Source organism: Paenibacillus mangrovi (assembly GCF_022898935.1).
GTDB classification, from domain to species: Bacteria; Bacillota; Bacilli; order Paenibacillales; family Paenibacillaceae; genus Paenibacillus_AQ; species Paenibacillus_AQ mangrovi.
Genome location: NZ_JALIRP010000003.1, coordinates 1 through 25,968 on the forward strand (window position 1 = coordinate 1; position 25,968 = coordinate 25,968).

The 25,968-nt window shown below is 50.8% G+C and carries 22 protein-coding genes, 1 rRNA gene, 1 riboswitch and 1 other annotated feature; of the genes, 5 read left to right on the forward strand and 18 right to left on the reverse strand.

Translation table 11 applies throughout. The features are described 5' to 3' along the window. The 5 genes from MUG84_RS08210 to MUG84_RS08230 form a co-directional block, all read right to left on the reverse strand. A 16S ribosomal RNA gene (locus tag MUG84_RS08210) occupies positions 1-162 on the reverse strand; the annotation flags it as partial. Between the two features lie 503 nt (positions 163-665). After that, positions 666-2,036: an NCS2 family permease gene (locus MUG84_RS08215; RefSeq protein WP_244723417.1), complete on the reverse strand. Its 1,371-nt coding sequence runs from the start codon at positions 2,034-2,036 to the stop codon at positions 666-668. A 161-nt stretch (positions 2,037-2,197) separates the two neighbouring features. Further along, a riboswitch (purine riboswitch) is annotated at positions 2,198-2,297 on the reverse strand. Between the two features lie 113 nt (positions 2,298-2,410). Beyond that, entirely contained in the window at positions 2,411-2,872 is a 462-nt protein-coding gene (locus MUG84_RS08220) for a RidA family protein (protein WP_244723421.1), read from the reverse strand. A gap of 48 nt (positions 2,873-2,920) precedes the next feature. Further along, positions 2,921-4,522 carry an N-acyl-D-amino-acid deacylase family protein gene (locus MUG84_RS08225; protein ID WP_244723424.1) on the reverse strand — a complete coding sequence of 534 codons (1,602 nt, stop codon included), beginning with the start codon at positions 4,520-4,522 and terminating at the stop codon, positions 2,921-2,923. 20 nt (positions 4,523-4,542) lie between these two features. After that, on the reverse strand, positions 4,543-5,646 hold the full coding sequence (locus MUG84_RS08230; RefSeq protein ID WP_244723427.1) for an alanine racemase: 1,104 nt from the start codon (positions 5,644-5,646) through the stop codon (positions 4,543-4,545). Between the two features lie 146 nt (positions 5,647-5,792). Here MUG84_RS08230 and MUG84_RS08235 point away from each other — a divergent pair, with 146 nt between their 5' ends. After that, positions 5,793-6,065 (forward strand): hypothetical protein, encoded by a 273-nt coding sequence (locus tag MUG84_RS08235; RefSeq protein ID WP_244723431.1) that lies wholly within the window; start codon positions 5,793-5,795, stop codon positions 6,063-6,065. Between the two features lie 127 nt (positions 6,066-6,192). Here the strand turns inward: MUG84_RS08235 and guaA are convergent, their stop codons facing one another. The 5 genes from guaA to MUG84_RS08260 form a co-directional block, all read right to left on the reverse strand. Then, positions 6,193-7,731: a glutamine-hydrolyzing GMP synthase gene (guaA, locus tag MUG84_RS08240; protein WP_244723450.1), complete on the reverse strand. Its 1,539-nt coding sequence runs from the start codon at positions 7,729-7,731 to the stop codon at positions 6,193-6,195. A 78-nt stretch (positions 7,732-7,809) separates the two neighbouring features. Beyond that, positions 7,810-10,014: a transglutaminase-like domain-containing protein gene (locus MUG84_RS08245; RefSeq protein WP_244723453.1), complete on the reverse strand. Its 2,205-nt coding sequence runs from the start codon at positions 10,012-10,014 to the stop codon at positions 7,810-7,812. 1 nt (position 10,015) lies between these two features. Next, positions 10,016-11,326: a DUF58 domain-containing protein gene (locus MUG84_RS08250; RefSeq protein WP_244723455.1), complete on the reverse strand. Its 1,311-nt coding sequence runs from the start codon at positions 11,324-11,326 to the stop codon at positions 10,016-10,018. After that, on the reverse strand, positions 11,323-12,306 hold the full coding sequence (locus MUG84_RS08255; protein ID WP_244723459.1) for an AAA family ATPase: 984 nt from the start codon (positions 12,304-12,306) through the stop codon (positions 11,323-11,325). The genes MUG84_RS08250 and MUG84_RS08255 overlap by 4 nt, the downstream gene beginning before the upstream one ends. Positions 12,307-12,416: 110 nt before the next feature. Beyond that, positions 12,417-13,700 carry a polysaccharide deacetylase family protein gene (locus MUG84_RS08260; protein WP_244723462.1) on the reverse strand — a complete coding sequence of 428 codons (1,284 nt, stop codon included), beginning with the start codon at positions 13,698-13,700 and terminating at the stop codon, positions 12,417-12,419. Between the two features lie 139 nt (positions 13,701-13,839). Between MUG84_RS08260 and MUG84_RS08265 the strand changes: the two genes are divergently transcribed. Then, positions 13,840-14,499, forward strand: coding sequence for a DedA family protein (locus MUG84_RS08265; protein WP_244723465.1), 660 nt, complete (start codon positions 13,840-13,842; stop codon positions 14,497-14,499). Between the two features lie 84 nt (positions 14,500-14,583). Here MUG84_RS08265 and MUG84_RS08270 read toward each other — a convergent pair whose 3' ends face one another. The 3 genes from MUG84_RS08270 to bcp all read right to left on the reverse strand — a co-directional run bounded on the left by MUG84_RS08270 (position 14,584) and on the right by bcp (position 17,306). Continuing rightward, positions 14,584-16,092 (reverse strand): DHA2 family efflux MFS transporter permease subunit, encoded by a 1,509-nt coding sequence (locus MUG84_RS08270; protein WP_244723486.1) that lies wholly within the window; start codon positions 16,090-16,092, stop codon positions 14,584-14,586. Next, entirely contained in the window at positions 16,089-16,541 is a 453-nt protein-coding gene (locus MUG84_RS08275; RefSeq protein WP_244723489.1) for a MarR family winged helix-turn-helix transcriptional regulator, read from the reverse strand. The genes MUG84_RS08270 and MUG84_RS08275 overlap by 4 nt, the downstream gene beginning before the upstream one ends. A 306-nt stretch (positions 16,542-16,847) precedes the next feature. Beyond that, positions 16,848-17,306, reverse strand: coding sequence for a thioredoxin-dependent thiol peroxidase (gene bcp, locus MUG84_RS08280; RefSeq protein WP_244723491.1), 459 nt, complete (start codon positions 17,304-17,306; stop codon positions 16,848-16,850). A gap of 179 nt (positions 17,307-17,485) precedes the next feature. On the opposite strand from bcp, the gene MUG84_RS08285 reads away from it, so the two are divergent. From MUG84_RS08285 to trpS, 3 genes are all read left to right on the forward strand, one after another. After that, positions 17,486-18,547: an LCP family protein gene (locus tag MUG84_RS08285; protein WP_244723494.1), complete on the forward strand. Its 1,062-nt coding sequence runs from the start codon at positions 17,486-17,488 to the stop codon at positions 18,545-18,547. 49 nt (positions 18,548-18,596) lie between these two features. Then, positions 18,597-19,916, forward strand: coding sequence for a glutamate-1-semialdehyde 2,1-aminomutase (locus MUG84_RS08290; RefSeq protein ID WP_244723496.1), 1,320 nt, complete (start codon positions 18,597-18,599; stop codon positions 19,914-19,916). A gap of 124 nt (positions 19,917-20,040) precedes the next feature. Further along, positions 20,041-20,341 (forward strand) — a binding site (T-box leader). Between the two features lie 181 nt (positions 20,342-20,522). Further along, a complete protein-coding gene (gene trpS / locus MUG84_RS08295) occupies positions 20,523-21,533 on the forward strand; it encodes a tryptophan--tRNA ligase (RefSeq protein WP_244723499.1) in 1,011 nt (336 codons plus the stop codon). A 106-nt stretch (positions 21,534-21,639) separates the two neighbouring features. Here the strand turns inward: trpS and MUG84_RS08300 are convergent, their stop codons facing one another. The 5 genes from MUG84_RS08300 to MUG84_RS08320 form a co-directional block, all read right to left on the reverse strand. Next, positions 21,640-22,899 carry an SGNH/GDSL hydrolase family protein gene (locus MUG84_RS08300; protein ID WP_244723503.1) on the reverse strand — a complete coding sequence of 420 codons (1,260 nt, stop codon included), beginning with the start codon at positions 22,897-22,899 and terminating at the stop codon, positions 21,640-21,642. Between the two features lie 241 nt (positions 22,900-23,140). After that, a complete protein-coding gene (locus tag MUG84_RS08305; RefSeq protein ID WP_244723505.1) occupies positions 23,141-23,410 on the reverse strand; it encodes a hypothetical protein in 270 nt (89 codons plus the stop codon). A gap of 108 nt (positions 23,411-23,518) precedes the next feature. Continuing rightward, positions 23,519-24,388 carry an inositol monophosphatase family protein gene (locus tag MUG84_RS08310; protein ID WP_244724895.1) on the reverse strand — a complete coding sequence of 290 codons (870 nt, stop codon included), beginning with the start codon at positions 24,386-24,388 and terminating at the stop codon, positions 23,519-23,521. A gap of 195 nt (positions 24,389-24,583) precedes the next feature. After that, a complete protein-coding gene (gene uvsE, locus MUG84_RS08315; protein ID WP_244723517.1) occupies positions 24,584-25,585 on the reverse strand; it encodes a UV DNA damage repair endonuclease UvsE in 1,002 nt (333 codons plus the stop codon). A gap of 35 nt (positions 25,586-25,620) precedes the next feature. Continuing rightward, positions 25,621-25,941 (reverse strand): hypothetical protein, encoded by a 321-nt coding sequence (locus tag MUG84_RS08320; protein ID WP_244723520.1) that lies wholly within the window; start codon positions 25,939-25,941, stop codon positions 25,621-25,623. Between the last annotated feature and the right edge of the window lie 27 nt (positions 25,942-25,968).

The following is a 25,968-nucleotide window of genomic DNA, read 5'->3' on the forward strand; positions in this document are numbered from 1 at the left end:
TTCCGGTAGTTATCCCAGTCTTACAGGCAGGTTGCCTACGTGTTACTCACCCGTCCGCCGCTAACCATCAGAGGAGCAAGCTCCTCATCAAGTCCACTCGACTTGCATGTATTAGGCACGCCGCCAGCGTTCGTCCTGAGCCAGGATCAAACTCTCCAATAAAGTTTGTGACTCATTTTGAATCTGACGAGATTTAAATCTCATTTGTGCTCCACAGTTCGGGGACCGAACTGCTTTGCGTTTTGACTTCATTGCTGAAGTCTGTATCTCACTCGTTGTTCAGTTTTCAAAGATCAAATTCTTTCTCATCACCGCTGTAGTTCTTCATCGGCGACAACCTTTATAGTATATCATGTTCGGCTGTTTTGTGCAAGCTTTTTTTTAAAATCTCTTTTTAAGCTTTTCGCTTGCTAAGAGCACACTTTTTCGTGTTTTCTTGGCCGGAATTAGAATATACCATGTGCACAGAAATAATGCAACACTTTTTTCGAAAAAATTATTCCGGTAAAGATTGCAGTATACAGATGAACAGCATCGCCGTTCCTCAATCATTCAAAGCAGCACTATATTCGCATGGAACAATAACGTACAGCTCTTTTCTCATAAAACAAGGGCCGTCTCCCTCCCTTCCGGAGGAAAACGGCACCTTTTCTTCTATATATACGTTACGCAGCACCCAGGAAAGCATAGCGGAAGATGACGATTACTGCGAGCACCCACATCAACCAGTGGATTTTGATCTTACGCTTGGTAACGATGTTCGCGAAGAGCGCCAGAATCACATAAGACAGGATACCAGCCGAGATACCATTGGCAATACCGCCTGTGAAAGGCATCAGAACGATCACCAGGAACGCAGGAAAAGCTTCAAAGAAATCATCCCACTCGATGCTGCGGACCTGGCTCATCATCAGCACGCCCACGACGATCAGCGCCGGAGCAGTTGCAGCCGAAGGAACCACGAGAGCCAGTGGAGCAATGAACAGAGACAGAATGAACATAACGCCGGTTGTTACAGCCGTCAGACCCGTACGTCCGCCTGCTTCAACACCTGCTGTACTTTCAACAAACGCCGTAATCGTACTTGTACCGAGAACCGCGCCTGCGCTGACGCCAACAGCGTCGACCAGCATGGCTTTTCCGATCGTTTTTTCGCCTTTTTCTTTGTCCTTCATCAGACCCGCACGAGTAGCTGTACTTACCAATGTACCGAAGGTATCGAACAATTCAACAAAAGTAAAGATAAATACGATATCAAACAAACCGATATGAAGTGCACCCTTCAGATCCAGCTGGCCAACAGCCAGGTTCGAGAAGGAAGGAATCCAGTTGGCATGAGTCAGACTGCTTACGTCCGTAACTCCCATTGGAATACCGATCAGCGTTGTTACTACAATCCCGATCAAAAGTGCACCTTTTACACGAAGCACCATCAGAACGGCGATAAACAAAAGACCAATCAAAGCAAGAAGAGCATCTTTATGCGTAAAGAAATCGCTAAGCAACAGGTTGAAGCTTGCACCACCAACCGGTTGACTTACATCCGTACCTGGATTTATCGAAATGGAGATCAGGTTGCTCAGTTTGAAGCCGATAATGGCGATAAACAAACCGATACCAACCGTAATGGCGCTTTTCAAGTTTTGAGGAACGGCTACCATCAACATTTGACGAACCTTGGTCACTGTCAGAATGATGAAAATGACACCCGAGATAAATACCGCACCCAGTGCTGCCTGCCAGGTAATCGCACCGTTCGAGCTAAGAACCACTGTCATAAAGTAAGCGTTAAGCCCCATTCCCGGTGCCAAAGCAATCGGAACATTGACGAACAATCCCATAATAATCGTAACCAGACCCGCTCCGACTGCCGTCGCGAAGAATACGCCCTCATTCGGAATTCCGGCACCATTCTCCCCTAGAAACAACCCGTTGACGAAAAGGATGTACGCCATTGCCATAAAGGTGGTAAGACCGGCGATGATTTCTGTTCTTACATTCGTTCCGTGTTCCTTTAACTTAAAGAAACGCTCCATTTTAACTAAATCCCCCTTAGAAAATTGAGTCAGGACGACAAAAAAGCCCGCAGACCGTCATCGATCCGCAGGCATTATTCATAAAAGAAAAGAGAGTTTGTCCGTGCACGCGCGCGAAGGATTACCTTGCAAATAAGGTGTACCAATACGCAGGCAGGCTATCCGCCATCTCTTCTTTTCGTAGCCAGATCATTACGGTGATCTCGTAGAAACTCCCAGGCCAATTCCGGGGATTATACGAAAAAAGTTTTTATATATTGTCGTTTCTCACAACATTTATTCTAGGGAGAAAGACGAAAATTGTCAATAGAAAAAACGAATATTCAAACAAATTCATATCCTTAACGTTCGGAATTGGTGGGATTTATCCTTTTTTATTCAATTTCAACGATCAATTCAATCTCTACAGGCGTATTAAAAGGAAGTTCATTGGCAGAAATGGCAGAACGCGCATGTTTCCCTTTTTCGCCAAAAACCTCAACCAGAAGCTCGGATGCCCCATTAATCACATACGGCTGCTGAGCGAAACCGTCTGCTGAATTGACGAAAGCGAGCATTTTGACAACCTGCTTCACCCTGTCCAGATCCCCCAAATGTTCTTTCAGCACCGAAATCAGGTTGATCATGACCTGCCGTGCAGCATCATACCCTTGCTCTACCGTAAGGTCACTACCCACTTTGCCTGTATATTTCAGCTTGCCATTCAAGCGGCAGTCGTTACCGGAAGTGTACACGAGGTTGCCTACAGTTTTGGCCGGAACATACTCTGCCACGGGAACGGGTACCTTTTCAAGCACGATTCCTTTTTCTTCAAGAATTTTTTCGATTTTGGCCATGATCGTCATCTCCTTTAAGTTGGTTGATGCGTTATCCGCGACTTTTTATTACCGGCAGCAGTGCTGCAGCGGAATAAATACTCCAGGGCGTTCATGCGTGTGCTGCTGATGCTCCATAGTTTTGCGCCCATTGACGAGTACCGCCCTAATCCCCTCTGGATAGCGGATCGGGTCTTGGTATGTAGCTGTATCTATGATGGTTGCCGGATCAAAAATAACGATGTCGGCAGCGAAACCCGGAACGAGTAAGCCTCTTTTGCCTAACTTGAAGCGCTGCGCAGGATAGGAGGTCACTTTGCGGACGGCCTGCTCCAGGGTAAGTGTCTTATGCTTGCGTACGTACTCTGCGAACAGTCTCGGGAAGGTTCCATAGGAACGCGGATGCGGTTTGCCGGTAACGCAGCCCAGGCTGTCGGAAGCGATCAGGGAATAGTCATAACGGATGACTTCCCTCACATCTTCTTCGGACATATGAAAATAAACAATGGATACCTGTCCATTTTCCCTCGCCAAAAGCTCCAGCGCCGCATCCTCCGGATCCATCCCCCACAGCTCGCTGATCTCCTCAATGTGCTTGCCTTCCAGCAGCTTCCCGGCAGCCGATGGGACGGACGAGACGAACACGCTTTGCCAGCCGGTTGAACATACGAGGTTATCCCACGTCGTTTGTTCTTCCCGGAGCTCTTGCTTGATCTTCTTCCGCACGGACGGATCCGCTATCCGCTGAAGCGTGGCATCAATACCGCCCTCCAGTACCCACGGGGGAAGCACCGTCGTCAAAGTGGTTGACCCTGCAGAATACGGATACACATCACAAGTAACGTCCATGCCGCGGCTTCTCGCCTCATCGATCAAAGCAAGCGCGTTTTGGGTCTGCCCCCAGTTGATGCGGCCCGCTGCTTTCAGATGGCTGATATGCAGGGAGACACCACTTTGCTCCGCAATCCAGATGACCTCTCTGACCGATGCCAGCAGGTTATTGCCCTCCCCTCGGATATGTGTGGAGAAAAGTCCGCCGTATGCGGCGACAACCTTGCACAACTCCGCCAATTCCTCTTTGGGGGTATAGCTGCCCGGTGCATAGAGGAGTCCGATGGACAGACCGATCGCTCCTGCCTTGAGGCCGTTTTCCAGCAGCCATTTCATCCGGTTCAGCTCGTCCGGGGTCGCCGGACGGTTGGCAAAGCCCATCACTGAAATACGCAGAGCGCCATGCGCCACGTATGTGGAGACATTTTCGGATGCCCGCGCCTTCGCCAAATGCTGCAGGTATTCCTCGATGTTTTCCCATGGCCAAGGCCAATCGGTGCGCCCGATCACGGGCTCGATATAGCTCTTGAGCTCTCCTGCCCGGTCTTTAAAATAAGGCGCCGGAGCGAGACCGCAGTTTCCCACGACTTCCGTTGTAACACCCTGCTGCATTTTAAACTCACTTTCAGGCTGGTCCAAAATCAACAGGTCGGAGTGACAGTGTCCGTCAATAAAGCCCGGAGCCACCACCTGTCCCTTCGCGTCGATCCGCTCCAATGCCTCATGATCGGTTCTGCCCACATAGGTTATCACACCGTCCTTGATGCCAATTTGTCCAAAATACCAAGGGTTTCCCGTTCCATCTACAAGTCTCCCATTCTCGATAATGATATCAAGCATGATGACATCCCCCCGCTTTTCTAAGCTAGCTTTCCTCTTGCCAGAACAGGTACGGCCCGTATTGCTCCTTCTTGCGACACGAATACTTCATTATGCAGATTGATTGTAGGGCAAATATGATTCGGTACAATTTCAACAATGTCTCCGACATGCAGTCTGTGCGGGCCGCTCGTGCGGATCATGCCATGCTCCTCATTCATTCTCTCGAATACAGCGTCAGGCAGGCCAATAATTTCGCCAAAACCCTTTAGATTCAGCGGTTGCTGCCCCGGCTGGACATCCGTCGCAAAGGCTTTGCTACCGCCATCCACTACAAACCAATCCTCAGCGGGAACGCTTACAACAGTAACGAGAACTTTTGCTGCCCAATCCTCTTTGGAACAAGCCCCCATAACCTCAAGCATGCGATCATAAAAAATATAGGTTCCCGGGCGAATTTCCGTTACGCCTTCGACTTCGGCCGCATATGCAGCAGTAGGCGTCGAACCAACACTGACATCACGGATGGCGATGCCGCAGGCACGCAGCTTTTCAGCCGTTTCGACCATGATACGTCCTTCCTCCTGTCCCGCAGCCTTCAGGTCCAGCGTTCCTACTCCTTTGAAGACGGCACCCTTAAACGTGAAAATGCCGCTTAGGTCAAGCCCTGGCAGTGCAGAGATCTGCTGTGCCAGCTCTATAGCCTTGTCCGGATTGACTCCGGTACGCGCCAGTCCCGTGTCTATTTCCAGTCGCACAGAAAGCGTAATTCCCGCTTCAGCAGCTTCCCTGGAGAGATTGGTTGCTCCTTCAAGGCTTTCCACACCAACAATGACATGGATCTTTTGGGCAAGTGCAATGATCCGCTTGATTTTGGACGGAGATACCACCGGATAGGCGATAAAGATATCATCAACACCATGTTCAGCCATAATTTCCGCTTCGCTTACCTTTGCAGCTGTAATGCCGGCAGCCCCCTTGACGAGCTGTCTCAGCGCAAACTCGGGAATTTTATGCGTCTTGATATGCGGACGGAGCTTCACCCGGCTGCGGGCAGCACATTCCGCCATATGATCGATGTTGCGCTGCACAATATGTTCATCAATCAGTATGCAGGGTGTTTCCAGCGACTCTTTTGTTAGCATACCTAAACTCTCCTCCCTCACGACGTAATGGTACTTAATCTCATTATATGCGATAAATGTAAACTAGGGATAGAAAACGAATGCAGGGGAGACATTACTCATTAGAAAAACATACTTCTAGTATTGCAAAAGGTAGGTGCTTTAAGGTGTATACACCGGATTCCGATATTGAAAACAATGATGTGTCCACCGTACAATCACAGCAGAATGATTTGATTCCTGAGGAATTCCCCGAAGGGCCCTACGGTTCAAGCCTGGAAGCCGAGTCCATCGGAAAAAGCTCGCTATGGCAAGAAGGGCAGCGTGGCCCGCGTAGTTTCGGCAACGAAAATCTGGAGCTACATGCGGAAGAGGAAAGGCACTTTCCTGGCGAAGACCCGGCCTCGGAGAGTTTGCAAAACGAACATACTGAAGAATAGAAAAGTAATGTACATAAAAAGGCTGCCTCTAGCGCGTATTGCGTCAGTAGCAGCCTTTTTGGTGCAAAAAATCCGTTTCCCTCAGGCGAGAGAAACGGATCTCATATACATGGCTATAGCTCGGGGCCTATTCCCACTCAATCGTCGCTGGAGGCTTCGAAGTCACATCGTACACGATGCGGTTGACGTTCTCTACTTCGTTGACGATACGAACAGAGATTTTCTCAAGCACATCCCAAGGAATACGTGCCCAGTCGGCCGTCATGCCGTCAATAGAGGTTACGGCGCGGATACCTACGGTGTAGGAATACGTACGCTCATCACCCATGACGCCGACACTCTTCATGTTCGGAAGAGCAGTAAAATACTGCCAGATCTCGCGGTCAAGGCCCGCTTTGGCAATCTCTTCACGCAGGATGTAATCCGAATCGCGTACGATCGTAAGCTTGTCCTCAGTGACTTCACCCAGAACACGGATCGCAAGACCCGGACCAGGGAATGGCTGACGCCATACGATTTCTTCTGGAAGACCGCATTCTTCGCCGACCTTGCGCACTTCGTCCTTGAATAGGGTTTTCAAAGGCTCAATTAGCTTGAACTTCATGTCTTCAGGCAATCCGCCGACATTGTGATGCGATTTGATCGTTTGAGCCGTTGCCGTTCCGCTTTCTACGATATCCGTGTACAGCGTACCTTGGGCCAGGAAATCAAAGTCGTCAAATTTAGCGGATTCCTCGTCGAATACATAGATGAACTCGTTGCCGATAATTTTGCGTTTTTTCTCGGGATCTTCGACACCGGCAAGTTTGCCGAGAAAACGCTCGCGCGCATCGATTTTAACAACTTTCATATCGAATTTGCCTACGAAGGTTTCCATAACGCTCTCTGCTTCGCCTTTGCGCAGCAGACCGTGATCGATGAACATACAGGTCAGCTGATCGCCAATCGCTTTATGAATCAGCATCGCCACAACGGAAGAATCCACGCCGCCGCTCAGCGCGCAGAGCACTTTCCGGTCGCCGACCTGCTCACGGATATCGCGGATCGAATCTTCAATAAAAGTTTCCATGGTCCAGTTGCCTTCACAATGGCATATTTCGTAAATGAAGTTGCGGATCATTTCATTACCTTTGACAGAGTGGCGTACTTCCGGATGGAACTGAACCGCGTAAAGCTGCTTGTCCAGGTTGCTCATGGCAGCAATCGGTGCCGATTCGGTACCTGCATCCAGCTTAAAGCCTTCAGGCAGCTCAACCACATGATCCCCATGGCTCATCCATACGGTTTGCTTGGAATCCAGTCCTTTAGTCAGCGTCGTATTCGGAGCAAATTCCAGATCGGCTTTACCGTACTCACGTTTCGCTGCACGTTCCACTTTACCGTTCAACTGATGGGCCATCAGCTGCATACCGTAGCAAATACCGAAGATCGGCACGCCCAGTTCATAAATCGCCGGATCCACATGGGGTGCGTCTTCCGCGTATACGCTCATCGGTCCACCGGAAAATACAATCCCTTTCGGAGAAAGCTCACGAATTTTTTCGATCGGTGTATTAAAAGGCAGCAGTTCGCTGTATACTCCCAAATCGCGAATGCGTCGTGCAATAAGTTGATTGTATTGTCCGCCAAAGTCCAGAACAACGATGATTTCATTTGGTTTGTTCATTAACGTGCCTCCCTCAATTGTTGAAATTAATTATACGCAACGATAATTCATACCGTCAAGAAAACCGGGCAGGCAAGCTTATGCCATTTTTTTGGGGATTCGTAGGCATCGACGCATGAAAGCAATACATCTGCCTCTTTCCATCGGACCTTCATCATAAGCTATCATTTCCCAATCGGCGGAAAAATCGTATAACAAAGCGCGAATTTCTTTCTCTTCAACAGGAAGGCTCTGCAAATATTCTCTTACAGTATAACCCGCAGGGGCAGTACCGAAGCGGTGCGCAAGGGCTCTCCACACGGGATTGGCGCACTTTAAAAGCTCGGCTTTGCCGGGGAATCGGCGCCGGGTCACATGAAGGCGGAGCCAAAGCGGCAGCAGCCGCAGGGACGGCATGAGCTGAATGATAATTAGCGTCAGCAGCCCTGCCAAAACCAGTCCCGCTGCCAATATAAGCTTCCTGCTCCAAATGAAGTCCATAGTACGGTACAGGCCTTTTTCCGCCAGACCTGATAACTTCAGAATAACATCGCCTCCGGCTACGGATATCTGATGCAAAGAAGAGGTGGACTTGGACGAGCCGTTTGAAATGGCAAAGCCCGGTGTTGGATCAAAGGCGACCCAGCCTGACTCGGGAAAATAGACCTCCACCCAAGAGTGCGCATCCCCGTCGCTGACCGAATAACGCCCTGGATGGCTCAGATCCGGAGTACCCGGAGCAAATCCCTTCACGTACCTTGCCGGAATCCCTTCGCTGCGCAGAAGCACCGTCATTGCCGTAGAAAAATGGTTGCAATATCCGTCATGAGTTACAAACAGAAAATCATCAACAAAGTCCTGACCTTCTGGCGGCACTCTCGTTTCCAATGTATAGTGTTCATGTTTCTTTAGATAGCTTTTTACTGCCTCGACCTTCTCGTAACGGTTCACAGCGCCCTTGGTAATCTCGGCGGCCAAACTCCTCACACGCTGCGGAAGCTCATCCGGGAGCTGCAGATAGCGGTCCCTGATAGTTCGAGGATCGTCTCCAGAATCGCTGCTGAGTCGATTCGGGTTCGTGTCCGGCATAAGCACTTTTATGGTATAGCTTTCAACCTGCGGCTGGCCTCTATCCATCATGACCTTCACCGTACCCGCATCGGTGTTCTGCTCGATCGCCGCGGGAAGGACGGTTCCTGCCGAAGATAGCTGCAGATCGACTACTTCGGCGATCATTCCCCCGCCAAACAGCGGAAAGCTCTGCAGCAGCGGCCGCTCAAACGTTATTTGCTGCGTGATGGTCTTAAGGCCCTCCGAGGCCTTGTCCTGCCCTACAATGACGCCTGGGACATAGCCGCCCTTCACGGCATTGTCAGGCTCTGTCCATTTTCTGCCGTTATACTCACTGAAGGTTTCCCCGCGCCAGTAAGTGGGAGATGGTGTCTGCGCCGTAAAATAAATACGGCTGCCCTGATGCAGAGGAATCCCCATGTCCTCCTCTTCGCCGGATAAGTTATATCCCGTCACTGCAGTTGCTTCACCACCGCTGTATCCTGTCTTCATCCAGTCAGCCACACGTTCCGCCACCTGCTGGAGCGAGATGCGGGCCGCGGGCTTCTGCTCCGATAAGATGCCTCCGGCCCAGCTCCCGGCCACCAGCAGCAGCACGGCTGCCGCGAGGGATAACCCCCATATGCCATATATAGGCCTCGGAATGACATACGATCTTCCGCTTTCTCTCAATCGGGAGAGATGCACCATGCCTTGCAGCATCAGAATCAAAGCACTGGTCCGGATAATGTCATCATACACAGGAAGATTCAGCAGCGTTTCAAGACAGAACAAATACAGCAGTGTAGCCGCCGCGAAAAGCAGAACGCTGCTGCGCAGAAGCGCCAAAGACTGCACCGAATAGACGAGCAAGGCCCAGCCGATCATGAGCACCAGCATGCGTGATTCCTGGCTCATCAAGGAGAAATGTCCGGTTAAGAGGAGCAGTTCCACATCCTTCAGCAGCAAGGAGAAGGAGGACAATAGCCCAGACTCTTCTCCGCTCAGTCGAACCGTATATGCCCAAACTCCTAGCGTGCAAAGCCCGTATAAGGGCAGGGATAAGGACCATTTGAGGCAAAAGACTCCCAGCAAAAGCAGCAGCCCCGTGAATATATACATGACCCCAAACCAATCCTGGCTGAACGACATCACATCAAGCGGCCTTAACGGCAATAGCCATTCGATGAAAAGTCCCATTAGAGGTAGTGAAATCCATATCCGGTACAAAAGCGGATCTCTTCCGTTATCCATCTTAGATCACCCCCTCACCCTGAGGAGATCTATCCACTAAACCGATTCGGGTTACCCGGTCTTGGTCCACAGCAAACATGCCTGCTCCCATTCGCGACAACCGGACGGCCGTCGCAAAAGAAGATCCGCTTCCTGCATGTATATCCTGTTTGCCCCCGTTCAAGCTGCCTTGCTGGCCGTACGCTGCGGTGCAGTAGAAGTCGACCTGAATGCCGCGTGCAATCATCCGGGCGGCAGCCTCAGCCGCCTGATGATCCAGCCTGCCTGTAACGACGATCACGCGCGTGCCTGGAACTGTCTTCTTCAGCGCTTCGTCCATTATGGATGAAAGGGGAGGCCCCTCCCCCAATCTGACAGGTGACAAGGCAGCAAGAATTCGAGTATAGTCATCGCGGCTGCTTGCAGCTCTCTCTTCATCCATATTCGTGATGCTGTTCTCCTTCGTGTCCAGCGCCCCGCATATAAGTCTGCCCCTTGCTCCGGTGCGCATCATTTCGCCCAATATCCCTGAGGCTGCCGATACAGCATTTTCGAAAGACAAATTTCTGTTCTCCCGCTTCTGTTCCTCTGTATCTTCACTGAAAACATACCCCTGACGCGAACAGTCCAAGATGACCAGGCAAAATAGATCCCGCTCATCCTCGGGTATACAGGTATAGAGACTGCCGCGCTTGGCGGAACTCTTCCAGTGAATCCGGTTTAGTGGATCGGAGGGCATGTACTCTCTGACCTCCGGACTTTTGGCACCATTCCGGTGTTCCGCCGTTTGAACCGGCTGCTGCGCAGCCTGGGCGGAAGCGGCTGGCAGCTCCAAAGCGCTTGCGATTGGCAGCGGCCTCGGAAGAACCAGTAGACGGCCTTCCGATCTTTGGACACGTCCTCCTTTGAACCAGCCGAACAGCCCGCCCCATTCCAGCAGGCAGGCATCGAAGGAATATACGCCGCGCGGCAGACCGCGCAGCTCGCAGCTGTAAGTCAAACTGCGCCGGAATCCGGGAAAGAGTACCTGCCGGCTGCTTCCTCCGGTATAGTAGTCCTCCACAGCAAGCCACGGAACGGGTAGAAAGGAACGAAAGCTTACCTCTACCTGCATGACCGCGGTTTCGCCTGCGGGTATCACAGATTGCGACATTTGACGTTTAATGGTAACCCTCCGCGGGCCTAGACATTGCATCAGAACTCCAGAGACGGCAATCAAACCCGTGAGCAGCAGCATATAGAGTGCCGATGCTCCCCCATGCCAGAGATACAATGCAGTCAGAACAACGAGCACGATAGCTCCGCCTGTCCACTCCTTAAGCCGCCTCCTCATGGCCGTACTCCTTTTCGGCCGGCATGCGGCAGGACTAGACGGGTCAGCAGCTCCTGCACAATATCCTCGCCTTGCACCCCGGCCAGCACCGCTTCATGGCTGAGCTGCAGCCGGTGAGCCAAGACAGGAACAGCCGTATGCTTCATGTCATCCGGAATCACGTAAGTACGCCCGGCCATATAAGCGGCTGCCTGGGAAGCCTGCATCCACGCTAACGTCCCCCGCGGACTGATGCCGAGCTGAAGCCTGGAATGATGTCTCGAAGCATCCGCGGTCTGCACCAGCATCCACTTGATGGAATCATCCACGAAAACACCTTTAACCTCGCGCTGCATTTTTTCCATTTCCTCTGCCAGCATTACAGGCTTGATCTGCTCCAGCGGCTGACCTCCCTGCATGCGTGACAAAAGCTCCATTTCCTGCTCAGGCTCCGGATATCCCAGATGAATCCTCATGAGAAAACGGTCCAGCTGCGCTTCGGGAAGCCGGTAGGTTCCTTCGAATTGCAGAGGATTCTGGGTCGCCAAGAGCAAAAATGGACGCGGCAGCGGGTACGTGCTTCCATCAATCGTGATCCGGTGTTCCTCCATGGCCTCCAGCAGAGCTGACTGAGTCCGTGGTGAAGCACGGTTCAGCTCATCGGCCAGCACCAGATTGGACATGACCGGCCCCGGACGGAATTCGAATGTACCGTTGTGCTGGCGGTATACGGATGTTCCCGTCACATCCGCCGGCATCAAATCATAGGTGAACTGGATGCGGCCAAAGCTCGCACCAAGACAGGCTGCAAGCGTACGGACCAGCATGGTTTTGCCCACACCGGGCATATCTTCAAGCAGAATGTGACCGCCACATAGCATAGACATAAGCGCGAGCCTGATCTGGGCCTCTTTTCCGACAATAACGGTTCCTACACGGGCTATGACCCGTTCAAGCAGCTCAGGAGCCAAGTCCTGATATTGTATGGAAGGAGTAGACAATTACATAACCTCCGATTCATTTTGGAGTCGAATTCATAGAATCTATAAAATTCAGTCTCTCCATAAATGAAAGGAAGTAGACATGTCTCTCTGATAATTATGCTAGATTATTAGAATACCTTGACCCGTCGTTCCACACTATTCTCAGATGCGGCAATATTCATATACCCCGCGGTGGCAAACAGATCGCGGAGAGGTATCCAGACGGCATCATTCTTGAGACTCACGGACGTAGATATGTCGGATTGCTTCTTACCGGAATTCATGACAGACAGCAGCTCGGATTTCGTATGAATCAGCAACGTAGTATCCGTATCCGCCTTAAGGGTAATGCCCGCCGTTTGCGCTTTGGCATTCCATACCGCCGTTCCTCCGAGCCGTTCCGCCACAGTACGGACTGGAACGAGATAATGTCCGTTCTCATACAGATATTCCCCTGGCTGCAGCGTCGTTTCCTGAGGCCCCACTTCAAGCCGCAGCGGTTTGCCGTCTGCAAACAAAGCCGCATTGCCTGCGACATGGGACTGCACCCATGCCTCGCTTGGCGCGCTGCGCTTGAGCTGCCTTGCCTTGTCATTTACCTTGAACTGTACAGGCTCCTTGTCCGGCGACAGAACCCCAAACTGGAACCCTTTGCTTTTATACCAGGATATAATCGTTGGCAGAGCCTTCACGCTCTCTTTATGACCACTTCCGTCATGCATCAAAAGGACGACCTGATCGGATTTCACTGGCGTTTCAGCCCCTTTGACGATTTCAGCTGCAGGCACTCCCCGGCGCTTCGAATCACCGCTGTCCACATTCCAATCCGTTACAACGTATCCGCCCAGCTTCATTAGACTAAAATAAGTATCATCGAAGTGGCCAGCTGTCCCCCCAGGGGCTCTTACCAACTGCGGACGAATGCCTGTGATGAGGTTTATCTCTTCTTCGGTTTTCTTGATCTGATCCCAGAAGACAGGAAATCCGCTATAAAGCTCTGTATAATTATGATCATACGAATGATTGCCAATGGCATGTCCCTCTTCATAAATACGCTGCAGCAGCTCAGGATAACGCTTGACCTGCTCACCAAGGACGAAGAAGGTCGCATGGATATTATTTTTTTTCAAAATATCAAGAACTTCGCCGGTTAAAGCACTCGGTCCATCGTCAAACGTAAGGTAGACCGTTTTTCCGGGTGCGTCTGTTGCAGACTTGGCTTTCGAAGATGAAGAAGCATACATCGGTTTAATCTCTTGCTGGCTTACGGGCTGTATCGGAGCTTTCGCAGCCGCAGGCTGCAGGCGCCAAGGAAATGATCCTTCTCCCTGAAATGAAAAAAGCATCAACAGCAGCATGACAAGTCCGAAGCAAGCCGCTCTTTTTTTGCTATGCAACAACCTTTTAACCATTGACGAATACCTCCACTATTTCTATGAATTCTGCTTTCTGGTAGATTATATGGTGGAAGGGTTGTAAATAGACTCTTAGTCCTGCACTTTTTAAGACAATAAGCAAGCACAACTTGGATCTGGTTTGGAGTGAGTTTCGTTGGAACTGCTAAAGTGGATACAGCTATGGTTTGGCGATTACGGTTATTTCGTTTTGTTTCTGGGGTTGGTACTGGAGTTCATCGCTCTCCCCTTCCCGGGTGAAACGACGATGGCCTATGCGGGGTATCTCTCCTATGAGGGGAAATTGCATTTTGGTTTGCTAATTCTGCTCGCATTTTTGGGTACGACGATCGGTATTACCATCACGTATTTTATTGGCCTGAAGTTAGGTCTTCCCTTTATAAAGCGGTACGGAAAATGGGTATTATTGACCGAGCATAAGATCGAACGAGCGCAAAAGTGGTTCAACAAATACGGTAAGGGTCTAATTTTCATTGGTTATTTTATTCCCGGCGCACGCCATTTTAGCGGATATTTTTCAGGGATCATCAACCTTTCCTTCCGGAAGTTTGCCTTGTATGCATACAGCGGCGCACTCTTTTGGGTCGTTCTGTTCCTAAGCATCGGCAAGCTTTTCGGGCCACAGTGGAACCATGTATTCCACCTCGCAGAAAAGTACTCCGTATGGATCGTTGCGGCCATCGCGCTGATTGTCCTTACTTTTGTCGTGTACCGTTTCAGAAAGCCGCTTTCAACGCTGTTGAACAAGATGGTACGTAAGCTTAAACCTAAACCGGTATCCAAAACGCTAAAATAGATCACAAAAAAAGACGCATCCTGCCGCTCACAGGTGCGTCTTTTTGTATGACATATCTTTATTAGATCTATAATGGCATTAACCTTATGCTGCAGAAGTATTTCCAACTTTTTTCATTTCCGCCTTCAGGTTTTCCTCATGCGGTTTTGTTTTCTTAATGAAGAACGCCAGGATCAGCGCGGCGACACTCAGCCAGGTGGCAATGTTAAAAGCATCGTTGATGCCATGAACCATGGATTGTGCAGACAGAGCGGCCATTTGAGCCTTATCCGTTGCTTTGGCGGCACCAGCTTTAATCCCTTCTGTAATGTAATTCTTGGTATGGGAAGTCATTACCGTAACCAGTATGGCTGTCCCGATGGAACCTGATACCGTACGCACCGTGTTGTACATCGCTGTACCATGCGCGTTCATGCTGCGCGGCAGCTGGTTCAGGCCTGCGGTCTGGATCGGCATCGACAGAAGCGAAATACCGAACATGCGCACCGTATAAACAATCATCATGTGAGAGTAGGATGTATCCACAGTCAAATGGCTGAGTTCATAGCCCATGCATACCGTGATGATAAGGCCGATGACGGATAGTATGCGGGCTCCGATTTTATCGAAAATCGCACCCGTAATCGGTGACATAATCCCCATCAGAATGGCTCCTGGAAGCATCATCATACCGGACTGCATCGGCGTAAACCCGCGGATATTTTGCATGAAAATCGGCATCAGGATCATAGGCGCATACATCACCATCGTAATAATCACGTTGATAATGGTCGTCAGCGTAAACATGTTATATTTAAAAATCCGGAATTCGAGCATTGGCGTCTCAGACAGCAACTGTTTCCATACGAATGCGATCAAAGCAACCGTACCTATGGCGAGTGGCCAAATGACCTGCTGGCTTCCCCAGCCGTTTGTACCGGCGTTACTGAATCCATATAGGAGACCGCCAAAGCCAATCGTAGACAGAATGACGGAAATGCTATCGAATTTCGGCTTGGTGACCTTCGTTACATTTTTCAGAAAGAAAATACCGATCAGCGTCGCAATGACAGAGAATGGAAGAATGATATAGAACAGCACACGCCATGTGTAATGCTCCACAATGTAACCGGACAGCGTTGGCCCAATCGCCGGCGCCAGAATCATGGCAATACCCATCATTCCCATCGCGGATCCGCGTTTTTCTATCGGGAAGATGTTCAGGAATACGACTGTCATTAGAGGCATCACAATCCCAGCGCCCCCTGCCTGTATCACACGGCCTACCATCAGGATCGCAAAGGACGGCGCCAAGGCACATATGAGCGTTCCGATCGAGAATAAGGACATCGCGGAGATAAACAACTGACGGGTCGTAAACCGGGCCATCAAAAAGGCGGTGACTGGAATCAAAACACCATTGACGAGCATGTAGCCCGTGGTCAGCCATTGTCCTGTTGTGGGTTGGGTAATACCGAGATCGGCCATGATATTAGGTAAGGCGACATTCATAAGCGTCTGATTCAGGAACGCTACAAAAGCGCCGATAAGCAAGGCGGCGATAATCGGTCCTTTCTTAAGGTGCTCTATTGACTGAGCTTGGTTGTTATTCATAATGTATTTCTCTCGCTCCCTTTTTGTGTAAGTAAATCGATAATCCGTTGATGTGTGTCCATCATATGACGCCTGTCCTCTTCTTTAATTTGTAAAAGAGGTTCAAGGTTGTCACTACTTATGACTTCCATGCGCTTCAGCACTTCCTCCCCTTCCTCTGTGTTTCTCAGCGTAATGGATCTTCGGTCTGTCTCGGAGCGCTTGCGTTCAACCATCCCCGCTTTGACAAGCCGGTCCACGATACCGCTGGTCGTGCTGTTTCCTATTAGAATGAAATCTGCCAGCTCAGTGAGCCCGATTTCCGGATGATCACGTAGAGTTCTCAGCACCAGATATTGAATCCAGGTGGCCCCAAGCGCTTCCGCATCCTTCCAGAACAACTGATAGAAGCATAGATGCACTTGGCGAAAAGAGTACAACAATTCAAGAATTTGTTCCTGCGAATCCAAAATCCACTCACCCTGTTTCTTAATCTATTCAGAACTTTAATATTTCGCATACGAATTATTTTAATTCTAATATGTTGTTATGTCAATAGAAATATAAGAAAGAATTTACATATACTTTTTACGAGTTTATTTCATAGATTTATGTAAGGAGGGTTGTGGTTTAAGGCACGGATTCGTTAACCAGTCATTTTTAGGGCCAGCTCACGATATACATCAAGTAACATGTCTATGTAGCTGATATCTAAAAAAACACTCTCCATCAGGAGAGTGCACAGTGTTCATCCATTGGGATGAGAAGCAAAAATCTTATAAAGCAGATAAAATATCCTCGATATGTCCTTTTACCTTGACCTTTCTCCATTCATTCAGCAGCTTTCCCTCTTCATCAATCAGAAAGGTCGAGCGAACAATGCCCATATATTCCCGGCCATACATCTTTTTTAGCTGCCATACATGATAAAGCTCACTTACTTTATGGTCCTCGTCGGACAGCAGGATAAACGGCAGCTCATGCTTATCCTTGAATTTTACGTGGGATTTGACCGGATCGGGGCTAATGCCAAGTACGACTGCCCCTTTCGCTTCCAATATATGATGGGAATCACGGAAACTGCAGGCTTCCTCCGTGCAGGCCTGGGTCATGTCCTTCGGATAAAAATATAATATGACTTTGCGTCCGCGATAGCTGCTAAGCGTGATTTCTTCACCATTTGATGCCGGCAGGGTAAAATCAGGTACCTCTTGTCCGATTGCAAGCTCAGTCATCTTTGATTTTCCTCCTTTCGACAAATTGATAGATATTGACACGATATCGGAAATTGATTGTACAGCCAAAAGAAATTATAATAAATGAATCCTTAACCTACAAATGTCGAAATTGACAGCAATCTCTGTCGAAATAGACAACATTCTCCTTTATTAGGAAAATTGAAAGGAAGAGAAGAATGACGTCAAGGAAGAAAACAATATTATGGATTATTGCCGTCGTTTTGTTGGCTGTAATCGGATATGCGGTATATTATTTTACTTCGATTTATACGGGTCTGCAGGGCTTGCAAAAAACCGGAGAAGCTTCTCCCTTTAAGAACGTGTCCCCTGTTGAAGTCAAAGTTCAGGATCCTCCCAAATGGGAAGGCACCGAACCAGTCAACATTCTCATCATGGGCGTCGATGCACGCGGCCTCAAGGAAGGTGAAATTCCCAGGTCTGACAGCATGATGGTTGCTTCCATCGATCCTGTCAAAAAGAAGATTAATTTATTCTCTATTCTGCGCGATACCTACACGGATATTCCAGAGCACGGGAAAGATCGCATCAATACGGCGATTACGCATGGACCGAAAACCGCCATGAAGGCTGTCAGCGATTTGCTGGGCATTCCAATCCAGTATTACGTCTACACCGATTTCCAGGGCTTTATCAAGCTGGTGGACGCGGTTGGGGGCGTTGATTATTACGTGGAGAAGGATATGTACTATCCGAGCGCCGCTGACAATCATCAATATGATATCGATCTGAAGAAGGGCATGCAGCATCTCGACGGCAAAGAGGCGCTCCAATATGTACGTTTCCGCCATGATGCCACATCTGACTTTACCCGTACCGAGCGTCAGCGGGATTTCGCGATGACTGTCGCCAAGAAAATGCAGTCTACGACCAATATCATGAATCTGCCGGATATTCTGAATAGCGTCAGTCCTTATATCGACACCAATATGTCTGTTGACGATATGTGGAAGCTGGCTTCAGTCGCCTATAAGTGCAAAATGGGCAGCAGTGAGCAGATTCCTCCAATGAAGCTCTTGAAAGAGACCCACGTAGGCGGAGCGGCCGTGCTCACGGTATCAAGCGAGAAGGCACTGAAGGATTATGTTCAGGATATCTTCAACAAGCCGGAGCCGGTACCCGTCTCCAGCGATGGCAAGACCGAGTCTCAATCGAGCGGTACAAATTCACCGGACACTTCGTCCGGAAGCCAAAAGAGCAGTACGGGCAGCAGCAATTAGGGCTGCCCGCCTGCTTTTTCTAGATATAAGAAAGGAAGTTGAATCAAACATGAATCGTTCACGTTCAGAACAGCTCTACCAGGAAGCACTTCAGCACATCGTCGGCGGCGTCAACAGCCCCTCCCGTTCATTCAAGGCGGTAGGCGGCGGGGCGCCCGTATTTATGAAGAGAGCCAAAGGCGCCTACTTCTGGGATGAAGACGGCAACCGCTACACTGACTATTTGGCGGCATACGGCCCGATCATTACTGGACATGCTCATCCCCATATTACAGCAGCCATTACGCATGCGGCCGAAAACGGCACACTGTACGGCACGCCGACCGAGCTTGAGATCAAGCTGGCCCGTATGCTGAAGGAAGCCATCCCTTCCATGGATAAGGTCCGTTTCGTAAACTCGGGCACTGAGGCCGTTATGACTACGATCCGCGTCGCGCGGGCCTATACTGGCCGGAGCAAGATCATCAAATTCGCCGGCTGCTACCACGGCCACTCCGATCTGGTGCTGGTTGCAGCAGGCTCAGGTCCTTCCACTCTCGGCACTCCGGACAGCGCCGGCGTTCCGTCCAGCATCGCCCAGGAAGTGATCACCGTGCCGTTCAATGATCTGGGCGGACTCCGTGACGCCTTGGACAAATGGGGCAAGGACGTTGCGGCCGTCATGGTTGAACCGATCGTCGGCAACTTCGGCATGGTCATGCCGGATAAGGGCTTTCTCGAAGGCCTCTGCCAAATGGCGCATGATAACGGCTCGCTCGTCATTTACGATGAAGTCATCACGGCATTCCGCTTCCACTATGGTTCAACCCAAACCTTTGCCGGACTCGATAACCATGATGCGATCAAGCCTGACCTGACTGCTCTTGGAAAAATCATCGGCGGCGGACTGCCGATCGGCGCATACGGCGGCAGCAAAGAGGTTATGGAGCAGGTCGCCCCGCTCGGTCCTGCTTATCAGGCTGGCACGATGGCTGGCAACCCGGCCTCTATTGCCGCTGGGATCGCCTGCCTCGAAGTGCTGCAGGGCGAAGGTGTCTACGAAGAGATGAACCGCCTCGCCATCAAGCTCGCCGACGGGCTGCAGGCTTCAGCTGACCGCCACGGCGTGCCGCTGACGATCAACCGGATCCGCGGTTCCCTGTCCACACATTTCTGTGATCATCCGGTCACCAACTATGACCAGGCGCAGGACACCGACAGTGAAGCCTTTGCAGCATTTTTCCGTCATATGCTGGAACGGAATATCAACCTCGCGCCTTCCAAATATGAGGCCTGGTTCCTGACCACGGCTCATACGGATGCCGACATCGATCAAACACTCGCAGCTGCGGAAGAGTCTTTCCGCGAGATGGGCAAGAGCAAGCTGTAATCTTATTAAATTAGACTGTTCCTTAAAGGAGCAGTCTTTTTGCTGTTCCGGCGTCATCTGTCCTTGAAGCAAGGGCTTATGCCGCCTATTCCCTTTTGCCGCCAAATACTGTACAATGTTTCCCATATTCACAATGATGAAGAAGAGTACGCGAACAGATCGTTTTCAGAGAGCCGGCGGATGGTGTAAGCCGGTGGCGGCGTGCGCGGAAGTGGGCTTCGGAGTGACCGGTCTGAACAGGCGGCAGGGCAGCTGCGGCGATCAGTAGGACAGGCGGCATGTCCCCACCGTTAACCGGGGCAGGGTACCTTAGGAGGCGCCACGCATCGAGCTAAATCCGTACCTGATGAGCAGGGCTGCATTTTCTTATGGAAAAGAGCGGTCAAACAAGGTGGCACCGCGAAGCTGACAGCTTCGTCCTTGGAAAGCGATATACCGGAGTTATGGTTCCGGGAATAACGCTTTCCTTAGGACGGGGCTTTTTTTGATATCAGGAAGTATAAATACGGATAAGAATTTTACTTATTTAGGAGGTGATGGCCATGGATGATGGCTGGTGGTGGCAAGGCGACGGAACATCATATTTAAACTTTAGGAGGAATCCCAATGACATTTCAATCGAAGATTCAACCAAAACAGGAAGTCGTGCTGACCGGAGACCGGACGACCGGCAAGCTGCATCTTGGCCATTACGTTGGTAGCTTGAAACACCGCGTGCAGCTGCAGCAGCAGTACGAGACCTATATTATGCTTGCAGATGTGCAGGCTTTAACGACCCATTTTCATAATCCCGGAATGCTCGCCGATAGCGTGCGCCAGGTCGCGCTGGACTATCTGTCCGTCGGAATCGATCCGGAGCAGGCTACGATTTTCGTTCAGTCCATGATCCCGGAAATAGCCGAGCTGACCTGCATTTATTCCATGTTTGTCACCGTCAGCTCGCTGCGCCATAACCCTACGGTGAAGCACGAGGCACAGGAGCGCGGCTACGAGGATTTATACTATGGCTTTCTCGGATATCCGGTCAGTCAAGCCGCCGACATTACCGCCTTCAAGGCATCGCTCGTCCCGGCTGGCGAGGATCAGATTCCCCATATCGAACAGGCGCGCCGGATCGTGCGCCGCTTCAACGAGCTGTACGCTCCCGTGCTGGTCGAGCCGCAAATTCTCGTCGGCGAGCGTCTGGAGGGACTTGACGGCGGCAGCAAAATGAGCAAAAGCCTTGGCAATGCCATCTGTCTGGACGCGTCCTCCGAGGAAGTGCGCTCGCAAATCCGCAGGGCCACAACCGATCCGGCACGCGTCCACAAAACGGATCCGGGTCATCCCGACATCTGTACGATTTACGGCTACCACTCTATTTTCCGTAAAGAAGGCAGCGAAGAAATCCGGGAGCAGTGTCAAAAGGGCAGTATCAGCTGCGCTGCCTGCAAAGCAATGGTGACGGAGGCCATCGAGGAAGTGCTTGAGCCGATCCGCGAGCGTCGCGAACTCTACAAGCACCGTACCAAGGATATCGATGATATCCTGATGGCAGGTACAACCAAAGCGCGAAGTGTAGCCCGCCAAACGATGGGCGAGGTGCGCGAAGCAATGGGGATTCATTATTTTAAGTGAAGCTCTAAGAAAGCACCTTGGCAAGGGGCTAATTGAAAAACCAGCTGCGTGGCGGCCTTTTTGGGCCTTGCGACAGCTGGTTTTTATTTTGCTCACACTGATTTTATTATGGATTAATAAATACCGTTCTAAGATTGGATATGTACTGCACGTCAAGACCAAGGCCCGATGCGAGCGCCGCAAGCGGTACGTAGGTCTTCGATTCATTGCCCACCTTGTTCAGGAAAGCCGCAGCTTCAATAGGTACAGCTTTTCCATCCACTTTTACCGTCTTGGAGCCGATCGTAATGACCACGGTGTGACCTTCATAGGTAATGGTCGCGCTGGATGTTTTGTTATCCCATTTCGATGTGGCGCCGATCGAGTCCACGATGTCCTTGATTGCTACGAAGTTCAGGTTCTGGCGGATGACTGGCTTGTAAGGCGTATTCAGCTCTTTGCCTTTCACGATAATACCCATTGGAGTACCCACTTCATGCGTTGCAAGCTTGTTATAGCTTCCCCAGATCGCTTCGGAGAACTCTTTCGCCATCGCTTCATAACCGAGCTGGTTCGGGTGAAAGTCCCGGTCTTTGATCATATGGGTCATCGTGCCCTCACCGCCGACAAATTCCTTGGCGACATGCGCCACCTTTACATGAATGCCCTGCGACTCAAAACCAGCCGCCATCTTATCGATCACGCCGGTAAAAGACTCTGCCACCTTCTCCAGCTTCGGATACAAGGCACGGTCCGCAATTTCCGGCATCGGCTGGTATTGGTCTGCGACCACGATCAGCGCATCCGGATTCAGCTCATGCAGGTCAGCAACAATGACACCCATACTGTCCGTGTACTGCTTGAACAGCTGCTCTACGCGGGTTTGTAGCTCCGCTTCGCTCAGCTTGCCCGCCGTATCCAGCAGCTCCGACATATCGTTTCCGCCGATCGTAATCGTAATCGCGTCCGCTGCGGCCAGGTCCGACTTCGTCTGCGGGGCGGCGACGCCGATCTGAGGCGTACGCAGGTCCGGCAGCTTCGGCTGAATCTCATCAGCAGTTATAGCCTGCCCCTTCTTCACGGCTTCCACGAAATTCTGCAGTCCGCCGCTTTTCAGTCCGGCGATGCCGACGTTGACCGTCTCCGCACGACCATGCAGCAGAGCCTGCTCCTGCAGACGGTCAACGAATCCGTAAGGCCGATCCTTCTCGCTCTTGCCCGGTTCATAACCTACCGTCAGCGAGTCGCCAAGCGCTACGATGCGGTAAGGCTGCTTCGCATCCGCCGGCTGGGCATCCGGTGCAGCCGAGGCCGCGCCCAGCAGCATAGAGGACAACAATACCGCCGCCGACACCGTCGATATGTACTTTTTAAAAGACGTTTGCATTCAATCACTCCTTCTCACAAATGAAAGCCCATGCTGCCACCGGGCGCCGGGATCTCTCTATTTTACCATCTTCTGTTAGAAGGGTTAATCCATTTCTTTACAAAATTCGGCTGAAGTGCGGCCAGTCTTTTTGTGAACATCTGCGAAAAATATGGAGCAAAATAAAAACGGGCAAGGTGCATTTCACCCGCCCGCTTCTTATTTACCCCTCTATGCGCCTCATAAAAGCCTTGCTTAATCCTTACTCCTCTTCTTCATTCGATGGAGCAGAATCGGGTTTCTCCTGCTTTGCTCTGTCCATATAACGGTCATACCGGTCGTCCAGCTCCCGCGCCATACTGCGGTATTTCAGCGTCTCTTCCACAATCGGATCGAGCTCTGTCTGAATCCGGATTTCATACCGGGGAGAGATTTGCTCCCTCTCCTGATCCTTGCGGTCTTGCCGTTCTTCCATCTCGCCTTCGGTTAGCATCTCACTGAGCTTACGCTCCAGATCATGATTTTCACTCATAGCCAGACACTCCTTTGCGATTGAACAGCGCAGAAATAGCGCCGTGCGATATGTTTTCCCCCGCGCCATGTGGGTTGAAACGGCCCCGGCTACCGCGGAAAACTGCAGTTATTTGCCCTCAAGGCCAGTGGCAGAAGCTTCCTTCAAAGCCTGCACCAGTTCCGCATGAACGGCTCCGTTCGTAGCGGCGACATGGCGTACGGCCAGCGTGTACGGGTTACCCGCCGTGTCGGTGATTTGCCCGCCGGACTCCGTCACCATCAGCGCTCCTGCAGCGATATCCCATGCATTCAGCCCGATCTCCCAGAAACCGGTCAAACGGCCTGCTGCTACATAAGCGAGATGCAGTGCTGCCGAACCGCCTGAGCGGATGTTCCGGACCTTTGGCGCCAGATGCGCAAGACCGGCCATATTCACCGGAAGCGTGCTGTCACGTCCTACCGGGAAGCCGGTAGCCAGCAGACTTTGCTCGAGCGAAGCCTCTTCGGATACACTCATGCGCTTGCCATGAACATAGGCTCCTTTTCCTTTTTCAGCGACAAACATTTCATCACGTGAAGGGTCATAAATGACACCGACAATGACTTCACCTTTATGTGCCAGTGCAATCGAAACGGAAAAGAACGGAAAGCCATGCACGAAGTTCGTCGTACCGTCGATAGGATCCACGATCCAGAGGTATTCTTCTTCAGCCACTTTCGCAAGCGCTTTGGTCGAAGCTTCCGGTCCTGGCTCTACGCCTTCCTCGCCGAGCAGTGCGTGATCCGGGAAGTGGGTAAAGATCAGCTTACGGATCATCTGCTCCGTTCCCTTGTCCACTTCCGTCACCAGATCGCTCACGGCGGATTTGGTATTTAATTGTTTTACAGTGCCCAATCTGCTTTTAATCCATTCACCCGCTTTGGAAGCGGCATTTATCGCCACAGCGGTATAGCTTTTGCTCGTCACGACATAAGGAGTTTTATCCTCTTGGTTCAAAGCGCTCACTCTACTTTCTGTGTTATCGTCAATCAAGCAGCCTCCGGCTTTTGAGGAGCCGGAATCTCTTGAAATATTCATACTTCTAAAAATATACGCAATGGGAGATTTAAAGTTTCGCCCAGTTGGACCGCTGCAGGCAAAACCCGCAGTAGTCTTGGGATAAATGATTTTTTACCGCCAAATCTCCCGAGATCAGCTTGAAATTTCGATGCTCGCCCCGTTTAGGATTTTAATTCCGTCCGCTATGTAGCTGGCCAAATCCTTCATCAGATGAAACAAGGCATCATCCTTGCTTTTGGCTTCAATCATCACGTCAATCGCTGGCGTACTGCCTGCGATTTCACGCAGGAATGCAAGTAGAGGACCAGGATCGACCAGGTCGGCATGACTTCGGGGATCACTTTCGCTTTTCGGGCTGGAAATATGAATTTTAGGCGGAAGCGGCTTATTCGGATTCGCATCCGCTTGAGCCAGCGCACCGTTCCAGGTCTGTAAAATGTCAGGCCAGAGCTCCCACGGCTTCTCGCCGTCATTGTTCACCCATTGATGATGAAGATCCAGCACCATCGGCAGTCCCGTTGCTTTGCATACCTGCAGCGTTTCAACGGCCGTAAAGGTTTTATCGTCATTTTCAAGAGTCAATCGCTCCTGAATGTCCCGGTCCAGTCCGGCAAAATGCTCCTTGAACCGGGCGGCAGCCGAAGGCTTATCCTTATAGGCTCCCCCGATATGGATATTGTTCTTGGCCGTAGCATCAAGCCCCATAGCCTTGAGCATTTTCACGTGATGCCGAAGGACTCGGATGGAGCTCTGCAGAACCTCCTGCCGGGGCGTGCTGAGCACGGTAAAATGGTCCGGGTGAAAGGATACCCTCATCTCATGATCCCGCACATACGCGCCGACTTCGGCAAAAGCATCCTTCAGTGCAGCAAACGGATCCCAATCCTGCAAATCCTCGTGAGTGGCCAAAGGAATCAGCTTGGAGGAGAACCGGTACACCCGAATGTCATGGCCGTTGTTATGCTTCAGAAGCCTGAGCGTATTATGCAGATTCTCTTCCCCAATCCGCTCCAGCTTACGGATCGCCGCTTCCCGGTCGCTGAGCTTGCTGAAGGTTGCCATCGTCATCGTTTTGGATGGGGATGAATCCTTGATAAACACCGACATGGCCACATAGCCGAACCTGACGATCATGATCTCTACTCCTTATGGTCTCAAGTTAGAAAGCCTTAAGGATGTTGTTCCCCAAAAAACATTTCATAAGCCAAATCCGTCTGAATCCGCGATTCTTCCTCGTTCAGCTTGCGGATCAGCTCCATCTCGACTTCGGTCACTTCTTGGCCCTGAAAGTTGATCTCGGCGATGCAGCCCACGATCTTGACGATCGCTACCGCGACGTTACCCGGCGTATAAGCAATCACCTTCTGGCCTGTTGGAAACACGCGAAAGCCCTGCTTGACCATTTTGCCGCGCCCGTATTCCATGAGCTCGTACAGCTCCTGCTCGCTTTTGAACTTGCATACGGAATTGAACTCGGTTTGAAACCCCATCTATGCACCCTCCTTTTCTTAATCTAA